We start from the raw sequence: 19,840 nt of genomic DNA on the forward strand, positions 1-19,840 counted from the left end.
GTGGCCGTCGATCCATAGACTTGACGGGTGCAGGATGAGCTCCACCGAACCGTCCAGGACCATGCCGACGACTGTCACACCGCCGTGGTGGCCGAGCCGATCTCGCGAACGCGGGCCGAGCAGCTCGCCGGCGCGCTCAAGGCCATCGCCGATCCCACCCGGCTGCAGCTGCTCAGCATGATCGGCGCCAGCGACACGGGAGAGGCCTGCGTCTACGACCTGACCGCGCCCCTCGGACTGACCCAGCCCACCGTCAGCCACCACCTGAAGATCCTGGTCGACGCGGGGCTGCTGACCAGGGAGAAGCGCGGCAAGTGGGCCTGGTACGCGATCGTCCCCGAGAAGCTGGAAACCCTGCGCGGCCTCCTCCCCTGAGCACTCTGGACAGGCATCCCGGCGCTCACCAAGATAGATGCGTGTCTATGAGTGGACCAGCACAGCCACCACTTCCGGCTGGAAGTGACTGCGCCGGCTCGCATCCCGGGCCACCCATGCCGTACGCGGCAGCCGCCGAACTGGCCGAACGACTACGGGCGATCGCCGACCCGGCCCGGCTGCGCATCCTGAGCGTCGTCCTCTCCCACGCCGACGGCACGGCCTGCGTCTGTGAGATCAGCGACGCGGTCGGGACGTCCGCTCCCGCCCTCGGGCGGCACCTCGCGGCGCTGCGGGAAGCGGGCCTGCTGCAGTCCGAGGTGAGGGGGCCATGGTCCGTCCACCGGGCCACCGAAGACGGACGTCAGCTGTACGCCCGGGTGCAGGGCTGCCGGCCACAGGAGGCACCGGCCGCGCGCTGACAGGGCCCCTTGACAGAGTCGCCATTTGATGTAAACGGCCATCGTCCGCCAATAAAACCGCCGAAATTGAGCAAGATCTGCGCCCTGTTTCCCGGAATTTCGCTTCATTGTTAGGAGGTCGGGCGACCCTTGCCGCGACAGGCAGCAGTATCCGGGCAACAGAGGCAGGTACTCATGGTCAGACGATCCCTGACAGCGTTATTCGCCGCCGCCCTCTCGGTCGCCGCGTTCGCCTTACCGGCTTATGCGGTGACGTTGGAGCAGAAACTCGCGGCGCTTTCCGGCTTCACCCAGGCCACCGCCCCCAGCGCCGCCTCCTGGCACGCCGCCTGGCAGAACCAGGGCTCCTGGGCGGACTACGCCTTCGACTGGTCCACCGACCTGTGCTCCAGCAGCCCCGACCAGCCCCTCGGCTACGACTTCCGGATGTCCTGCCGCAGGCACGACTTCGGCTACCGCAACTACAAGGCCGTGAGCCAGTTCCCGGCGAACAAGGACCGTATCGACAACGCCTTCTACTTCGACCTGCGCCAGGTGTGCGCCGGTTACTCGGGCGTCTCCAAGGCCACCTGTGACGGCCTGGCCTGGACGTACTACCAGGCGGTCCGGCAGTTCGGCGATCTGCGCGTCTCGGACGAGCAGATCCGTCAGGTCCAGCGGCAGGCCGAACTGGACGCCGCCCAGAACGCCGACGCCTGACCTCTCCCCGTGGGCACGCCTCCCTCGGCGTCGCCTGCCCGTCAGCCGCCGGGCAGGAGGTCGTCGAGGGCGGCGTGGATGCCTTGATCACGGAAGCGCGCTGATGCTCAGGCGCAGGTGTAACCGGACGGCAGGGCGGTGTTGCCGCCGGGTCCGCTCGCCTGGAAGCCGAAGCTCGTGGTAGCGGCTCCCGGAGCGAGCGTGCCGTTGTGGCCGGCGCTTCTGACCGTGACGGTCTGGCCGCTGGTGGTGACGGCGGCGTTCCACGAGCCGGTCAGGGTGTGCCCGGCCGGCAGGGTGAAGGTGACGGTCCAGCCGGTGATCGTCGAGGTGCTGGTGTTGGTGATGGTCAGCGGCTGGATCACATACCCGTTCCCCCACTGGGACTGCACGGTCGGGGTGGCCGAGCAGGCACCGGTCGTGCCTGCCTGCGTGGTGATCGGGACGGTGTCGGAGACCGGTGAGATGTTACCGGCGGCGTCGCGCGCCCGGACCTGGTAGCGGTAGGTGGTGTTCGCGGTCAAGCCCGTGTCGGTGTACGAGGTCGTGGCCGAGGTGCCGGCCTGGGTGAACGTGCCGCCCGTCGCGCCGGGAGCGCGCAGGATCTCGTAGCCGGTCACACCGATGTTGTCGGTGGAGGCCGTCCAGGTCAGGCTGGTGCCGGTCGCGGTGGTGCCGGAGGCGGTGAGCCCGGCCGGGGCGGTCGGCGGTGTGGTGTCGGCCGGGCCGGTGGTGGTCAGGCCGAAGAACTCGATGGCCTGGAGGGCCATGCCGCTCTGCGGAAGGACGTGCCCGGCACCCTGGATGCCGTACGCCTCCACCAGCACGTTGCCGGACGGATTGGCGTACCGGCTGCGGTTCCAGTTCGCCCGCGGGGTGTCGGTGCCGGTCGGGGTCTGGCTCAGCCCGAACACATTGGTCCACTGCTCGATCGACTCTCGCAGTAGCGAGTAGGGCACGAGGGTGTCGCCGGTGCCGTGCCACAACTGCACGCGCGGGCGGGGGCCGGAATATCCCGGGTACGCCTGGCGGACCGCATCGCCCCACTGCTGGGGTGTTCGGTCCATGCTCCCGCCGGTGCACCTGCTGCTTCCCGGCGGGAAGTCGGAGGCGCCGGCGAAGCAGTTGAAGGGCACGCCCATGAAGGAGGCCCCCGCCTTGAACACGTCCGGGTGGAGGGCCAGCAGGTGCTGGGTCATCATGCCGCCGGACGAGCTTCCCGTGGCGTAGACCCGGTTCGGGTCCCCCTGATGGGTCCGCTCGACGTAGCCGATCATCGAGGTGATCGAGACCGGATCGCTGCCGCCGCCGCGCCGCTTGGCCGCGTCCGACCAGGTGTCGAAGCAGTTGCCGAACCCCGCCGACTGGGTGGCGGTCGGGTAGATGACGATGAAACCGTATCGATCCGCCAGCGAGGCGAACTCGCTGCCCTGGTGGAAGCCGGGACCGGAGCCGCCGCAACCATGCATCGCGACCACGATCGCGAGCGAGGCCGGGCGCGAGTCCGGCACATAGAGGTGCATCCGCATGTTGCCCGGGTTGTTCCCGAAGCCGGTCACCTCCACCAGGGCGGCGGCGACGGCCGGCGATCCGGGTACCACGGTCATGACGGCAAAGAGCGCCGCGGCGCAGGCAGCAGCCAGCACGGTGGTCAATCGTCTCATTCGCGCTCCTCCTCTCCATATCCGCGGCGTGCCGCGGGGCAGTCCGCCGCGTATCGACCTCGGTCGCTGGAAAATAGAAGGGCCACAGTTCACCGTCAATGCGCGCGTGGTGCCCATGCCCACCGGTTCACCTGGCAGAGAGTGGTTTTCCCTGGTTATCAAGTAACTTGCTATCAAGGTCCTTGATAACGGGGCGGGAAACTTTCATGCGGCCCGTTGTGACGGCCGCGATATCGTCTCCTGGTGACCGATCCGGGTGTCCCCGCGGCCGCTGCGCCGGACGCACCGCCGCCCCGTGTGAGCTACCTGGTGTTCCGGCTGGAACGCCGCATCCGCGCCTGCCTGGACGAAGCGCTCGCCCGGCATGGCCTGACGACCACCGAATACATGGCGCTCAGCGAGTTGCGCCTGCGCGACGCCCCCTCCTCGGCCGACCTGGCCCGCATCGCCTTCGTCACCCCGCAGGCGATGAACCTGGTCATCCGCGATCTCGAACACCGCGGCCTGATCCGCCGCGACCCGCATCCCCGTGGCGGCCGCGCCCTGCGTACCCGCCTCACCCCGAAGGGCCTGAACACCCTGCGGCGGTGCGACCGCTCCCTCGACGGCATCGAGGCCGTCATGCTCGCCGAGATCGACGACCCGGACCGCACGACACTCGCGGAGACGCTCACGCTGTGCGCCCGAGCCCTCCACCAGGACACGCGGACCCTGACTCCGGTCCTCCGCTCGCAGAAGTCACGACCGTAGCCCGGCCACGGATCACGCACCGCCATCTGCGCCCGCCGGGCGTCGGCGAAGTTGTGGAGCGTGCCGCCCAGGAGCGCGACGGACCCGGAGCAGGCGACGATGACCGCCTGCGCGATCGCGGTGACCATGAGGGCGGCGAAGGAGAGCGCCCAGTGCGCGGCGGCCGGCAGCGTTTCATGGAATGCCCCATATCAGGGGCCTTTGCGGTGAAGAGGAATTGCGCCACGTAGCGCTGTGCGATGATGCCGACATGCCCGCCAGCACCACTGCCGCCACGCCGTTGCGTGTCCTGCGTGCCGTGGTGTTCGCCGTGGTGGCCTCCTGCCTGGGCGGTCTGGCTCATGTGGTCGCCGGTGGAGTGGTGCCCCTGGAGTCCGCCGTGCCGGCCTTCGCGATCTGCCTCGCGCCCGCGTACCTGCTGGCGGGCCGTGAGCGCGGTCTCGGCGCGATCGTCGCCGCGCTGACGGCCACGCAGGCCGCGCTGCACCTGATGTTCTCGGCCACGGACCTCATCGCCGAGGCGGCGGGGCACCCGCAGCACGCGCACCTCGGGCTCATGCCCAGTGCCGGCATGCTGGTCATGCACGCCTGGGCGATCGCGCTCAGCGCGCTGTGGTTGTCGCACGGCGAGACCCTGTTGTGGTCGCTGCTGCGCTCGCTGGCCGTACGGCTGCGCGTCGTCCTGCTCGCCCTGCCCGGCCCGGGCGCCCACGCGCCGGTCCCTGCGCCGTTCCGGCAGCCTGAGATCCCGCGCCCGGCCCCGCTGGAACACGAGCAGCCCAGGCGCGGCCCGCCCGCCGCCGCGTACGCGCACGCCCTCTGACCTCTGCCGACGCCGCGGCCGGAAATCCGCCTCCGCCGGCGGGGGTCATCGTGCGCGCCCGCGGCATGCACCTGACCCCTTGTCACCTGCGAAGAGGCACACCATGACGACGTTCCGCCGCTCGATCATCCGTTCTCTCGCCCTCGCGGCGATCGCTCTCCTCGCCGTCGCGAGCATGGGCGCCCCGGCCTTCGCGCACGCCGGGCTCAAATCCAGCGATCCCAAGGACGGCTCCACCGTCAAGGAGGCGATCTCCAGCGTCGAGCTCGTGTTCACCGAGGACATCCAGCCTAAATACACCACCGTCGTCATCACCGGCCCGGGCGGCGCGAAGGTCGCCGACGGCAAGCCCAAGGTCGATGGCGACACCGTCACCCTGGCGCTCAAGCCCGACCTGGCCGACGGCCGCTACGCGATCGCCTTCCGGGTGATCTCCGCCGACGGCCATCCCGTGACGGACGAGCTGCACTTCACGCTCAAGCTGCCCGAACCCGAGCCCACCCCCACCACCACCGAGGAGTCGGCCGACGCCGGCGCCTCACCGGCGCCGACGACAGCCGCTCCCGCACCGTCGTCGGCGGAGCCCGTGCCGGCCGCTGCCTCTTCGGCCGATGAGGGGAGTGCCGGAATTCCGGTCGTTCTGCTGGTGATCGGCGGACTCGTCCTGGTCGCCGGTGTGGTGGTCGTCGTCACCGGCCGCAGGCGTGCCGCCGGCTCGAAGCCCTGACAGAATCAGCACTCCTCCCGGCTCAGGAAACCGGCGGCCGTCGCCTACCTCGCGTCACCTGACGGCGGAAGTCACAAGGGCAGCAGGAACAGGCTCAACGGGGTGCTGACCACGGTGAGCGCGGCCGACAGCAGCAGGGCCCGCAGCAGGAGCGGGGTTCGGGCGGGCGCGGTGAGGCGGTCGAGGCGGGCGTCGATGTCGCCGTCGATTCCGCCCAGCGTGCCCAGCGGAACGGGCAGGCGGTCGCAGGCGCGGAAACGGCGCAACGCCGCGGACAGGGTGGCGTGGCCGTGCGCGCGGGCGGCGCTGTCGTCGGCCCGCATCTCGACCAGTGTCGCCGCCTGCCGCCGCATCGCGGCCACGGTACGGCTCCACGGAAAGGCGCGCTCCAGCACGGTGAACGGGAGCAGCGCGAGGTCATGCCGTTCCCGCAGGTGGGCGCGTTCGTGAGCGAGCACGGCGGCCAGTTCGCCGGCGCGCAGGAGCCCGAGCGTGCCGGTGCTGAGCACGATCGCCGCCTGCCGGCCGGGCACGCAGTACGCGGCCACCGCGGGGTGATCGACGATCAGCGCCTCGTGCGCCTCCGGGTCCTGACGGGCCACCAACTCCAGCAGCGTCCGCTGCCGTCGCCGCAGCCCGGCCAGCGTCCGGCAGGTCAGCGCGAACGCGGCCAGCACCCACAAGGTCAGCGCCACCCCCAGCCCGATCGCCAGCACGTGCGCGACCGACACGCCCGCGGGCAGAGCGCCCCGGGCCACGTCGGCGGTGAAGCGGGCCAGCGCGGGCATCACGCCCAGCCGGTACGGGGACAGCCCGGCGGCCAGGGCCAGGCCGACCAGCGAGGCGAAGCCCGTCAGCGCGATCGCCTGCCAGATCAGCACGCCGGTGCGGGGTGCCCGCACGACCCAGCGCGAGCGGGCCATCGCCGCCGCCGCGGCCCAGGCCAGCAGCAGCGTGACTAGGTGATGGGCGGCGTACGTCATGGCCGCTTCCCCGGCGGGTCGGGTGGCAGCGCCTCGCGCAGGGCCTCGGCCTCCTCGACGGTGACGGAGCGGGCGAAGTGGCCGAGCGCCGCGATCCGGTCGCCGGTCTCCGACAGCGCCGACAACATCAACTCCGCCACGTACGCCTCACGCCCGGCGGCCGGACGGTAACGCCAGGTGCGGCCGTCCTCGGTGCGCTCACGCAGCAGGAACTCCTTGCCCACGAGCCGGTTCATCACCGTCATCACGGTCGTGTACGCCAGGCCGCTGTCGCTGATCCGGTTGGCCACCTCGCGCACGGTCAGCCAGGCGTCGCTGCCCCACAACACGTCCATGATGCGGCGTTCCAGGCCACCCAGGCTGTTCACGCACTCTCCTCGACCCGATCCCGTACCGCGCGCAGGGCCAGCACCGCCACCACCGCGAGCCCGGCCATGACCGCCCCCGCCAGGTACGGCAGCACCGCCCCGAGGTCGAACAATAGCCCAGCGGCGGCCGGCCCGAAGATCCGCCCACCGGCCGCGGCGGACTGGCCGACCCCCAGCCGCGCCCCGCGCCGATCGGCCGGTCCCGCCGCCGCGAACAGGCTGGCCACGGTGGGGGTGAGCAACCCGTGCCCGGCCGACAACAGGCACACCGCCGCCACCGGCCACCATCCGGGCGTCAGCGGGATCACCGGCAGGCACGCCGCCATCAGTACGGCTCCGGCGGCGGCCACGCGCACCTCACCCCACCGGCGCGACAACCACGCGACCAGCCCGGCCTGCACCGCCGCCATGGACAGCCCGGCCAGCGTCAGCACCACGCCGATGGTGGCGGTGTCCCATCCGTGCCGGGCCTCGCCGAGCAAGGCCAGCGTGGTCTCCATGCCGACGAACGCCGCCATCGCCAGGAACCCGGCGGCGGCCAGCGGCACCAGCACGGGCAGCCGCCCGACAACACCGGCGACCGCCGCGGAGGGGCGCGACCGGGCGGGCTCGGGCAACCAGAGCCACGCGGCCACCAGGTTGACGGCCGCCAGCCCGGCGGCGGCGTAGGCGGAGGCGGCGAACCCCCACGGGGCCAGCAACGCGCCCAGCGCGGGCCCGATCACGAACGCCAGTCCGATGGCGGCCCCGAGCTGCGCCATCGCCCCGGTGCGCCGCTCGGGCGGGACCGCGTCGGCCAGGTAGGCGTGGGCGACGGAGATGCTGCCGCCGCACGCCCCCGCCAGCACCCGGCAGGCCAGCAACCAGCCCAGGGACTCCGCCGCGCCGGTCAACGCCAGCGAGAGCGCCGACCCGGCCAGCGTCAGCAGCACCAGGCGGCGTCTGCCGTACCGGTCGGACAGGCGTCCGAGCAGCGGCGCGCAGACGAACTGCGCGATCGAGTACGCGCTCATGACCAGCCCGAAGGCGGCACCGCCGGCGCCCAGCCGGGCCGCGAAGAACGGCAACCCTGGCAGGATCACGGTGAAGCCCAGCAGATCCACGAACACCGTGGCCGCGATGACCACCTGCGCCGAACGCCGCATCACCATCCTCCAGGGGGCATCGGACGAACACTTACTACAGCGTGTAATACTACGGCTTGTAGCAACCGGTCTCGCAGGGAGGTCGGAGGATCAGTTGTGGCCACACGGGGCTGTGACCTTGCCGTCCCCCGGTCCAGCGCGTCCCCGGTCAGCGCAAGGTAGGCGGACGGCAAATTCCGGATCACATCTCCTCGTGAGCGCGTCTGTCCGGAAGTCTCGGCATGAACATCGGGTTGGGACCTTTGAGGGGCCGCACCGGGAAAGGTGCCGGTGCGGCAGTTACACCACGTGACGTCAGGAGGGAGTCATGTCGATCAAGCACTATCTGGGTCTGCCGGGCTTCAGAGCCGAGCCGTACCCGATTCCACGAGGCGGCCAGGGCTCCGACAGCAGTCGCAGCGCCCGTCGTCGCCGGCGCCGCCGCTGAGCGGGGCCGACGTGCAAGAGCGGCGACGCAGGGCCGGAGGCCACCCGGGCCAGACGCCCGGCATGGCCTCAGCCCTGCCGCGCCGACCGTCAACGGAGCAACAGTCCGGCCCGCAGCCGCTGACCGTCCAGCTCCGCTCCCCCGGTCGCGCCGACCACCACGGCCTTCACAGGTAGGCAAGCGCCTCGCGTACGGCAACGCGGGAGGCGCGGGTGGCCGCCGCCTCGGTGGCCAGGGCCGCGCCGAGCAGGGCGAGCACGATCCAGATCCCCGCGCCGGGAGCCGACATCCGGAAGGGCAGCGGCGCGCTCATGAACAGGTTGCCCAGCCCGGCCCCCAGAAGCCAGGTGAGCACGACCGCCGGAACCACCGCCGCCACGCATCCGGCGAGCGCCAGGAAGAGCCCCTCGGCGACGACGATCCGGCGTACGACCCGTGGCCGGGCCCCGATCGCGTACATGATGCCGAATTCGCGCGTCCTGTCCAGATCGTTGGCGCTCATCGTGGAGGCCAGGCCGATGACGCCGAGCACCCCCAGGGGCACGGCGATGCCGAGCAGGACCAGCAGCAACGGCCCCATGTGCCCGGCGCCGATGGCTTCGCCGCGGCTGATCGAGGCCGCCGACCGCACCGTGATCCCGGCGTCGGTGAGCGCCTTGCCGGCGGCCGCCGCGACCGCGTCCCGGGTGCGTTCGTCATGTGCGCCGGTGAACACGCGCAGCCGGTTGACCTGCTGTGGCCGTCCCAGGGCGGCGGCCAGCCCTTCGGCGGTCACGTACACGCTGTCGCCCATTCGCTCCTCGACGATCCCGGCCACCCGCCAGGAGGTGACCCGTCCGTCGATGAACAGCCGCACACTGTCCCCGGCCGTCAGGCCGGGAATGGTCTTCTTCCTGGTCGCCTGGTTCAGTACGACCGCGCCGGTCTCGCCCGGGTTCAGCCGCCTGCCCTCGATGAGCTTCGCGGACGTGCTGACGCCGCGCGGCAGAGCCGTCACGGTGAGGCGGCCGTGTCCCTGGTCGGGGTAGGTCCGGGTGACGGGGAAGCCGTTCGGTCCGGCCACGCCCACCGGCAGGACGCCGAATCCTTCGGCCCGGGTGACACCCGGCACCCGCCGCACGGCCCCGACGACGGCGTCGGTCGGGGCCGGAGCCGCCAGTTGCAGGTCAACGTCCCATGTACGTTGTGCCGCCTGTTCTCGGGTGATGGCGTCCGCGCCCGCTTCGAGCGACATCCCGGCCACGAAGACCGCGCCGGCCGCCGCCAGTAGCCCGGTCGAGAGCCAGAAGCGGGCGGGCCTACGGGCCGTGTTGCGCAGTGCCATGAGCAGCCCCCGATCGAGCCGGGGCAGGCGGCTGAGCCGTACCAGCAGGCCGCCCGGTTTCGAGGCCGTGCCGTGGTGGTCGATGGCCGCGCGTACGGTCGTCCGGCTCGCCCGGATCAGCGGCGGGAGCGCCAGCAGCGGCGGCAGGCCGAGTCCTGCGGCCGCCATGACCAGGTACGCCCACCAAGGCGCGGCAAGGTTTTCCGGCTGGATGCCCAGCGTGGCCAGCAACCGGGCGACGAACGTACGGCCGATCCAGACCGCCGGGGCCAGCGCGATCAGCGTGGCCGCCGCGGCCACGAGCAGCGTCATGGCGAGGTAGTGCCGTCCGATGGCCGGCGACCGGGCGCCGCTGGACCGGACCTGCGCCCAGTACTTCGGCGCCTACCCGGGCGCGACCGGCAGCCTCGGCCACGAGGTCCAGGACGCCCGGCAGTTCGCCGCCTGGGGTGTCGACTACCTCAAGTACGACTGGTGCTCCCCCACCGGCACCATCGACGACCAGATACGCACCTTCGCGAAGATGCGCGACGCCCTGGCCGCCACCGGCCGGCCGATCCTCTACAGCATCAACCCCAACAGCATCCACGACAAGACCGGCCCGCAGCGCGACTGGGGCGACGTCGCCAACATCTGGCGCACGACCGAGGACATCACCAACGCCTGGAACACCGGCCAGACCAACGGCTACCCGATGGGCATCCAGAACATCGTCAACGTCAACGTCCCGCGCGCCGGCCGCGCCCGGCCGGGCCAGTTCAACGACCCGGACATGATGGTCGTCGGCCGGGGCGGCATGAACGACACCGAGATGCGCAGCCACTTCGCCCTCTGGGCCGTCATGGCCGCCCCGCTCATCGCCGGGAACGACGTCCGCGCCATGGACTCCGCGACCTCGACGATCATGAAGAACGCGAACCTGATCGCCATCAACCAGGACCCGCTCGGCCTGCAGGCCACCCAGGTCGGCAACGACGGCACCCGCCGCATCCTGGCCAAGCGGCTGAACAACGGCGACGTCGCGGTCGCCCTGTTCAACCAGGGCGGAAGCACCACCACGATCGGCACCACCGCCGCCGCCATCGGCCTGACCGGCGGCCCGTTCACGCTCCGCGACGCCTGGACGAACGCCGTCACCACGACGACCGGCGCCATCTCGGCGAGCGTGCCCGCGCACGGCACCGCCGTGTTCCGGGTCAGCGGCGGCACCACCACCCCGCCCGCCACCCGCCTCCAGGGTGCCGGCTCCGGCAGGTGCCTCGACGTGAACGGCGCCTCCCAGGCCAACGGCACCCCGGTGGTGATCTGGGACTGCCACCAGCAGAGCAACCAGCAGTGGACCGCCACCGCCGCCGGCGAACTGCGCGTCTACGGCACCAAATGCCTGGACGTCAACAACGCCGCCACCGCCGACGGCACCGGCGTCATCATCTGGGACTGCAACGGCCAGAGCAACCAGAAATGGCGCCTCAACACCGACGGCGGCATCACCGCCGTCGGCGCGAACAAGTGCCTGGACGTGACGGGCAACGCCACGGCCAACGGCACCAGGCTCCAGATCTGGACCTGCACGGGCGCGGCCAACCAGCGCTGGTCCCGGATGTAGGGACCGCTCACCGGCCTGCACGGATGCGTCGCCCCAGCCGTTGGCGAACAGGAGGAACTGCCGGTAGCTCGGCGGCAGTTCCATGCCGAGCCGCTCTTCGAGCCGGCGGACGTCCGCCTCGCCGGCCGGGGGGCGCAGGGCGTAGGTGTCCGTTGGTGACGGGGCGGCACCTTCGGGTACCCGGCCCTGCTCCGGGAAGAGGGCGGACCACGCGTATGGGGTGCTCATGGTGGGTGAAGATATCCATCGCGACCGACGTTTCCGGAGCACGGCCTCTGGCCGGCGGCGGTGATCAGCGGTGGAAGGTGAAGCCGTACAGTCCCGTGGCACCGGCCACCGCCACCCCTGAGCCGTCGGGGAACCACGCGACGTCGTCAAGGTCGCCGTCCAGCATGATCATGGTTTCGCACAGTCCCGTGCTCACGTCCCAGATCTGGAGGTGGCCTTCGGCCGTCGTGGTGGCGAGCCAGACGCCGTCGGGTGAGAAGGCGATTCTCCGCACCACCCCGTCCACGCCGGCCAGCCGCGTCACCAAGCCGTCCCGGGAGTCCCAGATCTCCAGGCCGCTCACGCAGTGGGCGGCGAGCAGGTCACCTGCCGGGGCCACGGCCAGTGCCCATACCTCGCCGTCGCACTTCATGGGGCCGCCCAGCGGCTGCCCGTCGGAGCGGTACCTGCGCAGGAGCCGCCCCGTGGCGGCGACCAGCCACGATGACTCGGGTGCGATGGCGAAACCGGAATGACCGGGGAGCCGCGCGCGCTCGTCGCCGTCGGGTCCGAGGATCAGCACGCATGGTTCGCGGGTGGCGAGCGCCATCCAGGCACCGTCGGGGGCGATCGCCACCGACGTGATCGGCGGCTCCGGCTGCCGCCGTTTGCGCGAGACCTCCTTGAGCGTGGTCCCGTGGGCGTCGTGCAGCCGCAATGTGCCGTCCGCGCCGCCGGTGGCCAGCCACGTGCCGTCCGGGGCGATGGCCACGGCGGTCATCTCGGCGGTGCTCGTTTCCGCCCGCGGCGTCCCGTCGGGGTTCCACAGGGTGAGACCGTACGCGCCGGCGGTGGCCAGCCACGATCCGTCCGGGGCGATGGCGACGGCGCTGGAGCGACGGCCGCGCTCGGGCCGGGGCGGTCCTTCGCGCACCGCGGTCGCGACGTCCCAGATCCGCACGGTGCCGTCATCGTCTCCCGAGGCGATCCAGGAGCCGTCAGGAGAGATCGCCACCGATTTCACCTGGCCGGCGTGGCCGGTGAGCGACGCCATCGGGGTGCCGTCCAGGTCCAGCATCGTCACCGTGCCGTCGGCGTCGCCCGCCGCGATCCAGGAGCCGTCCGGAGCGATCGCCAGGGCCGATTGAACGCGGCCGGTCTCGATCACGGTACGGACGGTGGCGTCGGAGTTCGTCAGCCGGATGCCGCCGTCCCAGGCCGTGGCCAGCCACTCGCCGCTCGGGGCGATGGCCAGCGCGCCGGCCGCCTTGGGCAGGGTCGCCTTCTTCTTGCGGGTGGTCGCGTCCCACACGGTGGTGGCGTTCGCGTCGCTGACGGCCAGCCATGTGCCGTCGGGAGCGATGGCGAGGCCACGCTGGTGTTTCTTGACGGTGGGCAGCGCGCCGCGTGGTGTGCCGTCCGCGTTCCAGAGCCAGATCCGCTGCCCGGGTCCCGTGCCGGCGAGCCAGGAGCCGTCCGGCGCGATGGCGACGGTCTCGACCTGCGCGCCGTGGTTAATCGTCAGCAGCGGCGACCCGTCGCGGTCCCACAGCCGCACGGTTCTGTCCCCGCCGGCGGTCGCGATCGTGGAGCCGTCGGCGGAGACGGCCACCGACGTCACCCCCTGGCCGTGGCCGGCCAGGGGTTTCATCGGCCATCCGTCGCCGTGCCAGCGCAGCACCTTCTCCTCCCAGGTCGCCACCGCGAGCCAGGCGCCACCCGGGTCGATCGCGATGGCGCGCGCCGCGGATGGACCGGGCAGGATACGCAGCAGCGCGGGATGCGGCAGGTCCGGCGGCGTCCACCGGGCCTCCAGCCAGGAGAGGCCGAGCTCGCCGAAATGCGCTCGCGACTCCCCCGCCATCCCCGGCACCGCGCGCAGACGGCAGGCCAGGGTGGGGAGCAGGTCGTACTCCCGCCCGCGCAGCGGGGAGATCAGGTGCGCGGAGGTCGCGAGGACGCGGCTCACCCGCAGGGCCCGCTCGGTGCCCGCGCCGGCGACGGCCCGCTCCACCTCGCGCGGATCGAAGATGCCCAGCCGGCGCGTCAGCCATCCCAGCCGGCACACGAGAGCGTCGAGTTCGTCGTACGCCTCCGCGGCCACGTAGTGGTCCACCAGGTTGATCCGCAACCAGGCCTCGGTGCCCGGCAGGTCCGCCCAGCCTTCGGGGACCTGGCTGAGGTCGGCGTCGACCAGCGCCCGGTGGGCCCGGCGCAGCCCCTCCGCGCCGAGCGTGTCCTGGGCATGGGACGCCACCGTGCCGGGAATCTGCAGGAACGGTCCGTCGGTGTGCCTGCTGACCAGGGACAACGCCTCCAACCTGGCGATCAGCGCGCCGATCTCGCCGCCGGTCATGTCGTGCCCGCTGCTCCACATGAGGGCCGCCACGCCGATGGGCAGCGGCTCGTGCCCGCGGAACGCGCCGAGTTGGAGGAAGCGGTGGGCGGCCCGGGGGTCCCGTTCGCGCAGCAGTCCGAGTGAGTGGTCGGCCAGCCTGGCGATCAGCGTCGCCCGGGAGGCGGGGTCGGCGAGGTCGACGCCGCCGGTCAGCCGCCGGGCGATCCGGTCCGCCACCGCGTCCGCCCCCGTGCCCTGTTCCACCTGGTCCAGGAGCGCCGCGCGGGCCAGGGTGAGCGCGAGTGGCCAGCCGCCGGTCAGCTCCGCGAGCCGTGCGGCGATGCCGTGGTCCAGGGTGGGCAGGCCCTGCCGCAGGAGCGACGCGCCCGTGCGCGCGTCCATGGGGCCGATCCGCACGGTGACGTCGGCCCGCGAGGTCCCGGCCTCGCGCTTGGCCGTGAACAGGCAGGTCAGGCCCGGCAGGCCCAGCGGTGGGGGCGGAGCGTCGCCGATCACGCCGTCGTACACCAGCAGGCCCGGTTCGTCAGGACCCGCGGCCTCACTCAGGTCCGGATCGTCGAGCCGCATCCCCCACGGGAGGGTCACGGCGTCCATCCACATGATGCCGCCGCGGAAGCGCTCGCGCACCTCGGGCCGGCGGCACGCCGCCGCGGCCACAGAGGAGATCCCCATGCCCTCCGTCCCGTCCGGGTCGGGCAGCAGCAGCACCCGGCTGTCCCCGCCGGACAGCGCCGCCACCACCCGGTCCACGTCCGCGGGCCTCTCGATCCATCCCGCGTGGCCTGAGCCGGTGTCCGGCATGGTGATCTCCCTGTGGTGCACGATGTGGATACGCCGGGGCGAGAGGGCTCAGCGGCAGGCGATGCGGCCGCTGTCGAAGGTCGGACGGTACCGTCCCACCTGGGCCCAGCCGGACACCCTCACGCAGCGGTGCTTGCCGTAGACCCGGACCGGGCCGGCGTAGTACTTGAAGCTGCCCTCGTCCCTCTTCCAGCCGCTCTTGGCGGTCCAGATGCCGATGTGGATGCCGCGCTTGCCGCGCGTCCCGGGACGCCACACGTTGACGGCGCAGTTGATGCCGGTACGCGCGTTGTAGTACAGGCGAATGGTGCTGATGGGCAGACCGCGTGAGTCGTCCAGGACCCAGTGGCGGATCTGCTGTCCGCTGCATCCCGAGGCCGCGCTCGCCGCCTCGGGAGTTCCGGCGAGGACGCCGGCGGTGACGAGTGCCGCCGTGGCAATCGTGAGCGCACGCTTGATCATGAATACCCCTGATGAGTCGAAATGGATGGTGGTCATGGAAAGATCTGGTCGGCAGGCCGACGCCGCGGCCGGATCGCCGTAAGGGGGACTGTGGAATTCGTCGGACGCGCAGCCGAGCTCGACGCCCTGGGCGCCGCCTACACGCGTGCCGTCCACGGGGAGGCGGCGGCGGTCGTCGTCATCGGTGAGGCGGGGATGGGGAAGACGCGGCTCGTGGGCGAGTTCGCGGACCGGGTTCCCGCGCTGCCGCTGACGGGCTGCTGTCTCGACATGAGCCTGTCGTTCGCCCCGTTCATCGCGATCCTGCGCCGGCTGGTCCGGGAGTTCGGCGCGGAGTGGGCGCACGGCGAGGGACGGCCGGAGCTGGCCCGGCTGCTGCCCGAGTTCGGCGCGGTGGAGCCGGATGACGGCCTCAGACGTACGCGGCTGTTCGAGGAGGTCCTGCTCCTGCTGGAGCAGGCCGCGGAACGGCGGCCCCTGCTCGTGGTGGTGGAGGACCTGCACTGGGCGGACCGGTCGACGCGCGACCTGTTCGTCTTCCTGAGCCACAACCTGACCCGGCCCGGCATCCTGCTCATCGGCACCTCCCGCCCGTACCCCGCCGCCCTGGGCAACGCCGAGATCATGGAGCTGGACGGGATGGCCAGGTCGGAGATCGCCGACCTCGTCGGAGCGGGGGCCGACGTCGAGCACATCTTCCGCCGCAGCGACGGCAACCCCCTGTTCGCGCAGGAACTGGCCAGGGCGGGCGGCGTCCTGCCCGCGCGCCTGCTCGACGTGCTGCTGGCGGGCGCCGATCGGCTGCCGCCCGGCAGCCGGGCCATGCTGGACGCGGCCGCGGTGCTGGGCGGGCCCGTCACCGTCGAACTCCTCGCCGAGGTGGCCACCGCCCCGGAGGCGGCGGTGCAGGCCCTGGTGGAGGCGCGGTTCCTGGTCGCCGACGACGGCGGTTACGTCTTCCGGCACGCTCTCATCGGCGAGGCCGTCTACGGCGAGCTCCTGCCGGGAGAGCGCAGGAAGCTGCACGCGCGGTGCGCCGCCAGGCTGTCCGGCCGGGCCCGCGCACTGCATCAGCGGGCCGCCGGAGACGTCCAGGGGGCGTTCACCGCCGCGTGGCGAGCCGCCGAGTCGGCGCACGAGTCCCACGCCTACGGCGAGGAGCTTGAGATGCTCGACCTGGTGCGCGAGTTGTGGCACCAAGTTCCCGACCGGCTCGGTCTCACCTACGTCACGGTGGCCGAGCGGGCCGCCCAGGCCGCGTACCGGTACGGGGACACGGCACGGGCGCTGGCCCTGCTCACCGCCGTCACCCGCTCGGTCCCGGTCCTGGAGCCGCAGGACCCCACGCGGGAGGAGGTGCTGCGCGACCTGCGCGAGGCGATGCCGCCGGCGTCCCCGCAGGAGCGGGCGAGCTCGCTCGCCCTGCTGGCCCGGATCCTGTTCGTCATCGGGAACGGCACCGCGGCCGGCAAGGCGGAAGAGGCCCTGGAACTGGCCACCGATCCCGAGGTCAGGGCGAACGCCCTGATCACCCTGTCCGGGATCACGGCCAGGACGGGCGACCTCGCCAAGGCCCTTCCGCTGTACGAGCGGGCGCGCACGCTGGCCCCGTCCGAGGCCACCCGGCTGTCCGCCATGGAAAGCGAGGCGGACGCGCTGGAGACGGCCGGCGAGCACGAGGCGGCGGCGGCCCTGGCCCGGCAGGGCATGGAGGCCGCCCTGCGCGCCGGACGGGTCCGCAGGCAGGCCGCGATCCTGGCCGCCAACCTGGCGGGATCGCTCACCTCTCTCGGGCGATGGGCGGAGGCGACGGAGGTCGTCCGCGGGATTCTCGCCCTGGATCCCCTGCCGATCCAGCGGAGCTATCTGCTGATCGTGCGCGGCACGATCGCCGTGGCCACCGGAAACTTGGACGAAGCGCGGCAGGCGCTGGCGACCGCCCAGCCGCTGCTGCGCCGGCGCCCCCTGGGCCAGACGTCCTGCCTGGAGGCGGATCTGCTGGAGTGCCGTCTGGCCGAGGCGCAGGACGACCTGTCGCGGAGGGACCGCGTGGCCGGGCACATCCTCGATGATCATGATCTGACCACCGCAGGGCGTGACGCGTGGCCGATACTGTCCCGTCTCGTCGGTTGCCGCAGAACGCCGGAGGTACGCTCCCTCGGGGAACGGCTGGCCGTGCAGGGTCGGCTCCAGCACGCTCACCGGGTCACGTTCGAGGCGAGGTCCAGCGGCGGCCGGGCGGGCTGGGCCGGAGCCGTCGAGGCGTGGCGGGCGGTCGGGCAGCCGTACGAGCTGGCGCGGGCGCTGTTCGAGGCGGGACGCCTGCCCGAGGCGGCCTCCATCGCGGCGGAACTCGGCGCGACGCCCCTGCTCAAGGCCATCGAGTCGCGCGCCGATCCGGCCCGCCGGCCGGAAAGCCTCGGGTTGACGCCGCGCGAGCTGGAGGTGCTGCGGCTGGTGGCCGACGGGCTGAGCAACATGGAGATCGCGGGCCGGCTGTTCATCACGCCCAAGACGGCCGGCGCCCACGTCTCGAACATCCTGTCCAAGCTGGGCGTCACCTCGCGGACGGCGGCGGCGGCCATCGCCCATCGGCGCGAGCTGTTCACCGGCTCCCCGCGATAGGGCCCGGCTTGGACCTGATGCGAACTCATGGCGTCGACGCTATGCGCCGACCTCCCGGCCGCACATTGGGAAAAATCCCAATCTGCGGGTGTTTTTGGGCTTGCCACAATGGCGCGGCAGGGGCGGGACGATGGCCGGGGTGAGCGTGGCCTGGTACACGTGGCTGGAGCAGGGCCGGGTGAGCACCACCCGGCAGGTGCTTGACGCGATCTGCCGGGTGCCCGGGATGGACGCGGCGGCGCACTGCCACACGCTCGCCCTCCGTCTGGCAGAGGTCAGCCCCCTGATCGTTCCTGACGGGGTCAGCGGTTCACGGGGCCACGGGCCGGGCGAGGATCGCGGTGAGGGCCTCGTCGAGTTCGTGCGCCGGGTTGGCGGCGGCGGTCCTGCTCCGCCACGCGATGACCGAGTCCGGTCGGACGAGCACGGCGCCGCCGGGTTCGACGTCGTAGCGGGTGTGCCAGGCGCCGGCCTCGTCCTGGAGCCCGTCGCCGATCCGGTGCGTGGTGATGGTGATGCCCTGCCGGTCGGCGGCCTTGGCGGCGGCGTCCGCCCAATCCGCGCCGGTCACGTCGGTGAGCAGCACGAATTCGCGCCCGAAGAGGTGGTGCGTGGACAGTGTCCGCCCGTCCCGGGTGAGCTCGACGTGCGGGGCGCGGCAGCCGGGCCGCCCGGTGGGGGTGCCGGGGTCCTCCTGCAGGCTTCCGTCGTCGTCCGGTTCGGTGCGGATGGCCGGCGAGTGGTAGCGGAAGCCGAGGAACTCGCGGGGCGTGGGGATCGGCTGCGTCGGGTCGGAGGTCGCCAGGATGCGTCCTTCCGACACCGACAACAGGGCGACCTCCCGTTCGAGGGTGAGGTTGACGACCGGCCGCCGCTCGGCCTGGTAGTTGTCCAGCAGCGCCGGTCCCGCCTGGCCCGTGAGCACCAGGGCGAGCCGCCACGCGACGTCGTACCCGTCCTGGATGGCGAGGTTGCCGCCCTGCCCGCCGACCGGCGGGCAGGCGTGCGCCGCGTCGCCGGCGAGCAGGACGCGGCCGACCCTGAACCGCTCGGCGAGCTGGTGGTTGAGCGCGAACGGGCGCGCGTTGACGATGCGGCACTCCAGGTCGGGGATGCCGACGGCGCGGCGGACCCGCTCCAGGCACCGCTCCTCGGTGAAGTCGGCGTCGGTCTGTCCCTGGTCGGGCAGGTAGTCGACCCAGAGGGTCAAGGTGCTGCCGTCGTAGATGATGCTGGTCCCCGTGCCGGGGATGCCGACGATGGAGAACCTGCCCTCCTCGAAGTGGGCGGACAGGTCGGCCTCGAAGGTGACCACGTAGATGTGCCCGACCTTGCCGCCGCCCTCGACGGCGACGCCCAGCTGGTTGCGGATCGGGCTGGTGTGGCCGTCCGCGGCCACCAGGTAGTCCGCCCGCACGGTGTACTCACTGCCGTCGGACACATCGCGTAGCGTCGCGGTGACCTGATCGGCGTCCTGCGTCCAGGACACCAGCTCGGTGCCGTAGCGCAGGTCCGCGCCGAAGTGCTCGGCCCGGGCGCGCATGATCTTCTCGATGGTCGCCTGCGACAGGAAGCACGCCGGCGCCGGCGTCAGGGCCTTCATCATCGCCAGCAGCGGCGCGGTGTCGATCTCGGCGAGCTTCGAGTCGACCAGGCTGGCGCCGTTGCGCAACTGCGGCAGGGCCGCGTCGCCGATGGCGGCCTTCAGCTCCTCCTCCATGCCGGGAACGGTGCAGAGCAGCTCCATGGTCCGCGCGTTGAGCCCCCACGCCTTCGGCAGCGTCGATGTGGTCGGCCGCCGCTCGACCAGCAGCGGCCTCACGCCCCGTGAGGCCAGTCCGAGCGCGGTGCTGAGCCCGGTGTAGGCGCCGCCCACGACGAGTACCGGGACCTTCTCGTTCGACATGCGAGCCATCTCTCTGTGAGACCAAGTTCGCGGCAGTCACTGCCACAAGACAGAGGTTAACTTGTGGCAGTGACTGTCACCACTGTGGGCGGTGTGACTCCGGTCTCACCGGGCGCGAACGCCCGTCAGGACAGCCGGGACGCGACGGGCACCGGGCTCGAACGCCC

Annotated in this window: 16 protein-coding genes and 1 pseudogene; 8 read left to right on the forward strand and 9 right to left on the reverse strand. The window is 72.1% G+C overall.

Features of this window, described 5'->3' with window-relative positions; translation table 11 throughout:
* Positions 1–27: 27 nt before the first annotated feature.
* The 3 genes from AB0I81_RS51950 (at position 28) to AB0I81_RS51960 (ending at position 1,496) form a co-directional block, all read left to right on the forward strand.
* Positions 28–375 (forward strand): metalloregulator ArsR/SmtB family transcription factor, encoded by a 348-nt coding sequence (locus AB0I81_RS51950; protein ID WP_360675116.1) that lies wholly within the window; start codon positions 28–30, stop codon positions 373–375.
* Positions 376–491: 116 nt separating this feature from the next.
* Entirely contained in the window at positions 492–797 is a 306-nt protein-coding gene (locus AB0I81_RS51955) for a metalloregulator ArsR/SmtB family transcription factor (RefSeq protein ID WP_360675119.1), read from the forward strand.
* 174 nt (positions 798–971) lie between these two features.
* Positions 972–1,496, forward strand: a complete 525-nt coding sequence (locus AB0I81_RS51960) for a phospholipase (RefSeq protein WP_360675122.1) — start codon at positions 972–974, stop codon at positions 1,494–1,496.
* A 107-nt stretch (positions 1,497–1,603) separates the two neighbouring features.
* Here the strand turns inward: AB0I81_RS51960 and AB0I81_RS51965 are convergent, their stop codons facing one another.
* Positions 1,604–3,160 (reverse strand): PHB depolymerase family esterase, encoded by a 1,557-nt coding sequence (locus tag AB0I81_RS51965; RefSeq protein WP_360675124.1) that lies wholly within the window; start codon positions 3,158–3,160, stop codon positions 1,604–1,606.
* 243 nt (positions 3,161–3,403) lie between these two features.
* Here AB0I81_RS51965 and AB0I81_RS51970 point away from each other — a divergent pair, with 243 nt between their 5' ends.
* From AB0I81_RS51970 to AB0I81_RS51980, 3 genes are all read left to right on the forward strand, one after another.
* Complete coding sequence (locus tag AB0I81_RS51970) at positions 3,404–3,910, forward strand: MarR family transcriptional regulator (RefSeq protein ID WP_360675127.1); 507 nt, start codon at positions 3,404–3,406, stop codon at positions 3,908–3,910.
* A gap of 250 nt (positions 3,911–4,160) precedes the next feature.
* The gene (locus AB0I81_RS51975; RefSeq protein WP_360675130.1) at positions 4,161–4,733 is read left to right on the forward strand and encodes a hypothetical protein; all 573 of its coding nucleotides are present in this window, start codon (positions 4,161–4,163) and stop codon (positions 4,731–4,733) included.
* 103 nt (positions 4,734–4,836) lie between these two features.
* The gene (locus tag AB0I81_RS51980; protein WP_360675133.1) at positions 4,837–5,460 is read left to right on the forward strand and encodes a copper resistance CopC family protein; all 624 of its coding nucleotides are present in this window, start codon (positions 4,837–4,839) and stop codon (positions 5,458–5,460) included.
* 71 nt (positions 5,461–5,531) lie between these two features.
* On the opposite strand, the gene AB0I81_RS51985 is transcribed toward AB0I81_RS51980, so the two are convergent.
* The 4 genes from AB0I81_RS51985 to AB0I81_RS52000 all read right to left on the reverse strand — a co-directional run bounded on the left by AB0I81_RS51985 (position 5,532) and on the right by AB0I81_RS52000 (position 10,019).
* A complete protein-coding gene (locus AB0I81_RS51985) occupies positions 5,532–6,443 on the reverse strand; it encodes a M56 family metallopeptidase (RefSeq protein ID WP_360675136.1) in 912 nt (303 codons plus the stop codon).
* Entirely contained in the window at positions 6,440–6,811 is a 372-nt protein-coding gene (locus tag AB0I81_RS51990) for a BlaI/MecI/CopY family transcriptional regulator (protein WP_360675139.1), read from the reverse strand. The genes AB0I81_RS51985 and AB0I81_RS51990 overlap by 4 nt, the downstream gene beginning before the upstream one ends.
* Entirely contained in the window at positions 6,808–7,956 is a 1,149-nt protein-coding gene (locus tag AB0I81_RS51995) for an MFS transporter (RefSeq protein WP_360675142.1), read from the reverse strand. The genes AB0I81_RS51990 and AB0I81_RS51995 overlap by 4 nt, the downstream gene beginning before the upstream one ends.
* A 593-nt stretch (positions 7,957–8,549) precedes the next feature.
* A complete protein-coding gene (locus tag AB0I81_RS52000; protein WP_360675145.1) occupies positions 8,550–10,019 on the reverse strand; it encodes an ABC transporter permease in 1,470 nt (489 codons plus the stop codon).
* A gap of 19 nt (positions 10,020–10,038) precedes the next feature.
* Here AB0I81_RS52000 and AB0I81_RS52005 point away from each other — a divergent pair, with 19 nt between their 5' ends.
* Complete coding sequence (locus tag AB0I81_RS52005) at positions 10,039–11,313, forward strand: ricin-type beta-trefoil lectin domain protein (RefSeq protein WP_360675148.1); 1,275 nt, start codon at positions 10,039–10,041, stop codon at positions 11,311–11,313.
* A gap of 33 nt (positions 11,314–11,346) precedes the next feature.
* Here the strand turns inward: AB0I81_RS52005 and AB0I81_RS52010 are convergent.
* From AB0I81_RS52010 to AB0I81_RS52020, 3 genes and pseudogenes are all read right to left on the reverse strand, one after another.
* Positions 11,347–11,541: pseudogene (locus AB0I81_RS52010) on the reverse strand (SMI1/KNR4 family protein); the annotation flags it as partial.
* Between the two features lie 64 nt (positions 11,542–11,605).
* Complete coding sequence (locus AB0I81_RS52015; RefSeq protein ID WP_360675151.1) at positions 11,606–14,680, reverse strand: WD40 repeat domain-containing protein; 3,075 nt, start codon at positions 14,678–14,680, stop codon at positions 11,606–11,608.
* 48 nt (positions 14,681–14,728) lie between these two features.
* Positions 14,729–15,142 (reverse strand): hypothetical protein, encoded by a 414-nt coding sequence (locus AB0I81_RS52020; protein WP_360675154.1) that lies wholly within the window; start codon positions 15,140–15,142, stop codon positions 14,729–14,731.
* A gap of 90 nt (positions 15,143–15,232) precedes the next feature.
* On the opposite strand from AB0I81_RS52020, the gene AB0I81_RS52025 reads away from it, so the two are divergent.
* A complete protein-coding gene (locus AB0I81_RS52025; RefSeq protein ID WP_360675157.1) occupies positions 15,233–17,767 on the forward strand; it encodes an AAA family ATPase in 2,535 nt (844 codons plus the stop codon).
* 310 nt (positions 17,768–18,077) lie between these two features.
* Here AB0I81_RS52025 and AB0I81_RS52030 read toward each other — a convergent pair whose 3' ends face one another.
* Positions 18,078–19,673, reverse strand: coding sequence for an FAD-dependent monooxygenase (locus AB0I81_RS52030; RefSeq protein WP_360675160.1), 1,596 nt, complete (start codon positions 19,671–19,673; stop codon positions 18,078–18,080).
* Between the last annotated feature and the right edge of the window lie 167 nt (positions 19,674–19,840).

Source organism: Nonomuraea sp. NPDC050404 (assembly GCF_040655495.1).
Taxonomy (GTDB): domain Bacteria; phylum Actinomycetota; class Actinomycetes; order Streptosporangiales; family Streptosporangiaceae; genus Nonomuraea.

Excerpts from the sequence above, each read along its gene's own strand:
- AB0I81_RS51965 (WP_360675124.1), bottom strand. The coding sequence starts at position 3,160 with ATGAGACGATTGACCACCGTGCTGGCTGCTGCCTGCGCCGCGGCGCTC.
- AB0I81_RS51985 (WP_360675136.1), bottom strand. The coding sequence starts at position 6,443 with ATGACGTACGCCGCCCATCACCTAGTCACGCTGCTGCTGGCCTGGGCC.
- AB0I81_RS51955 (WP_360675119.1), top strand. The coding sequence starts at position 492 with ATGCCGTACGCGGCAGCCGCCGAACTGGCCGAACGACTACGGGCGATC.
- AB0I81_RS51960 (WP_360675122.1), top strand. The coding sequence starts at position 972 with ATGGTCAGACGATCCCTGACAGCGTTATTCGCCGCCGCCCTCTCGGTC.
- AB0I81_RS52015 (WP_360675151.1), bottom strand. The coding sequence starts at position 14,680 with ATGCCGGACACCGGCTCAGGCCACGCGGGATGGATCGAGAGGCCCGCG.
- AB0I81_RS51980 (WP_360675133.1), top strand. The coding sequence starts at position 4,837 with ATGACGACGTTCCGCCGCTCGATCATCCGTTCTCTCGCCCTCGCGGCG.
- AB0I81_RS52030 (WP_360675160.1), bottom strand. The coding sequence starts at position 19,673 with ATGTCGAACGAGAAGGTCCCGGTACTCGTCGTGGGCGGCGCCTACACC.
- AB0I81_RS52005 (WP_360675148.1), top strand. The coding sequence starts at position 10,039 with ATGGCCGGCGACCGGGCGCCGCTGGACCGGACCTGCGCCCAGTACTTC.
- AB0I81_RS52000 (WP_360675145.1), bottom strand. The coding sequence starts at position 10,019 with ATGACGCTGCTCGTGGCCGCGGCGGCCACGCTGATCGCGCTGGCCCCG.
- AB0I81_RS51995 (WP_360675142.1), bottom strand. The coding sequence starts at position 7,956 with ATGCGGCGTTCGGCGCAGGTGGTCATCGCGGCCACGGTGTTCGTGGAT.
- AB0I81_RS52020 (WP_360675154.1), bottom strand. The coding sequence starts at position 15,142 with ATGATCAAGCGTGCGCTCACGATTGCCACGGCGGCACTCGTCACCGCC.
- AB0I81_RS51975 (WP_360675130.1), top strand. The coding sequence starts at position 4,161 with ATGCCCGCCAGCACCACTGCCGCCACGCCGTTGCGTGTCCTGCGTGCC.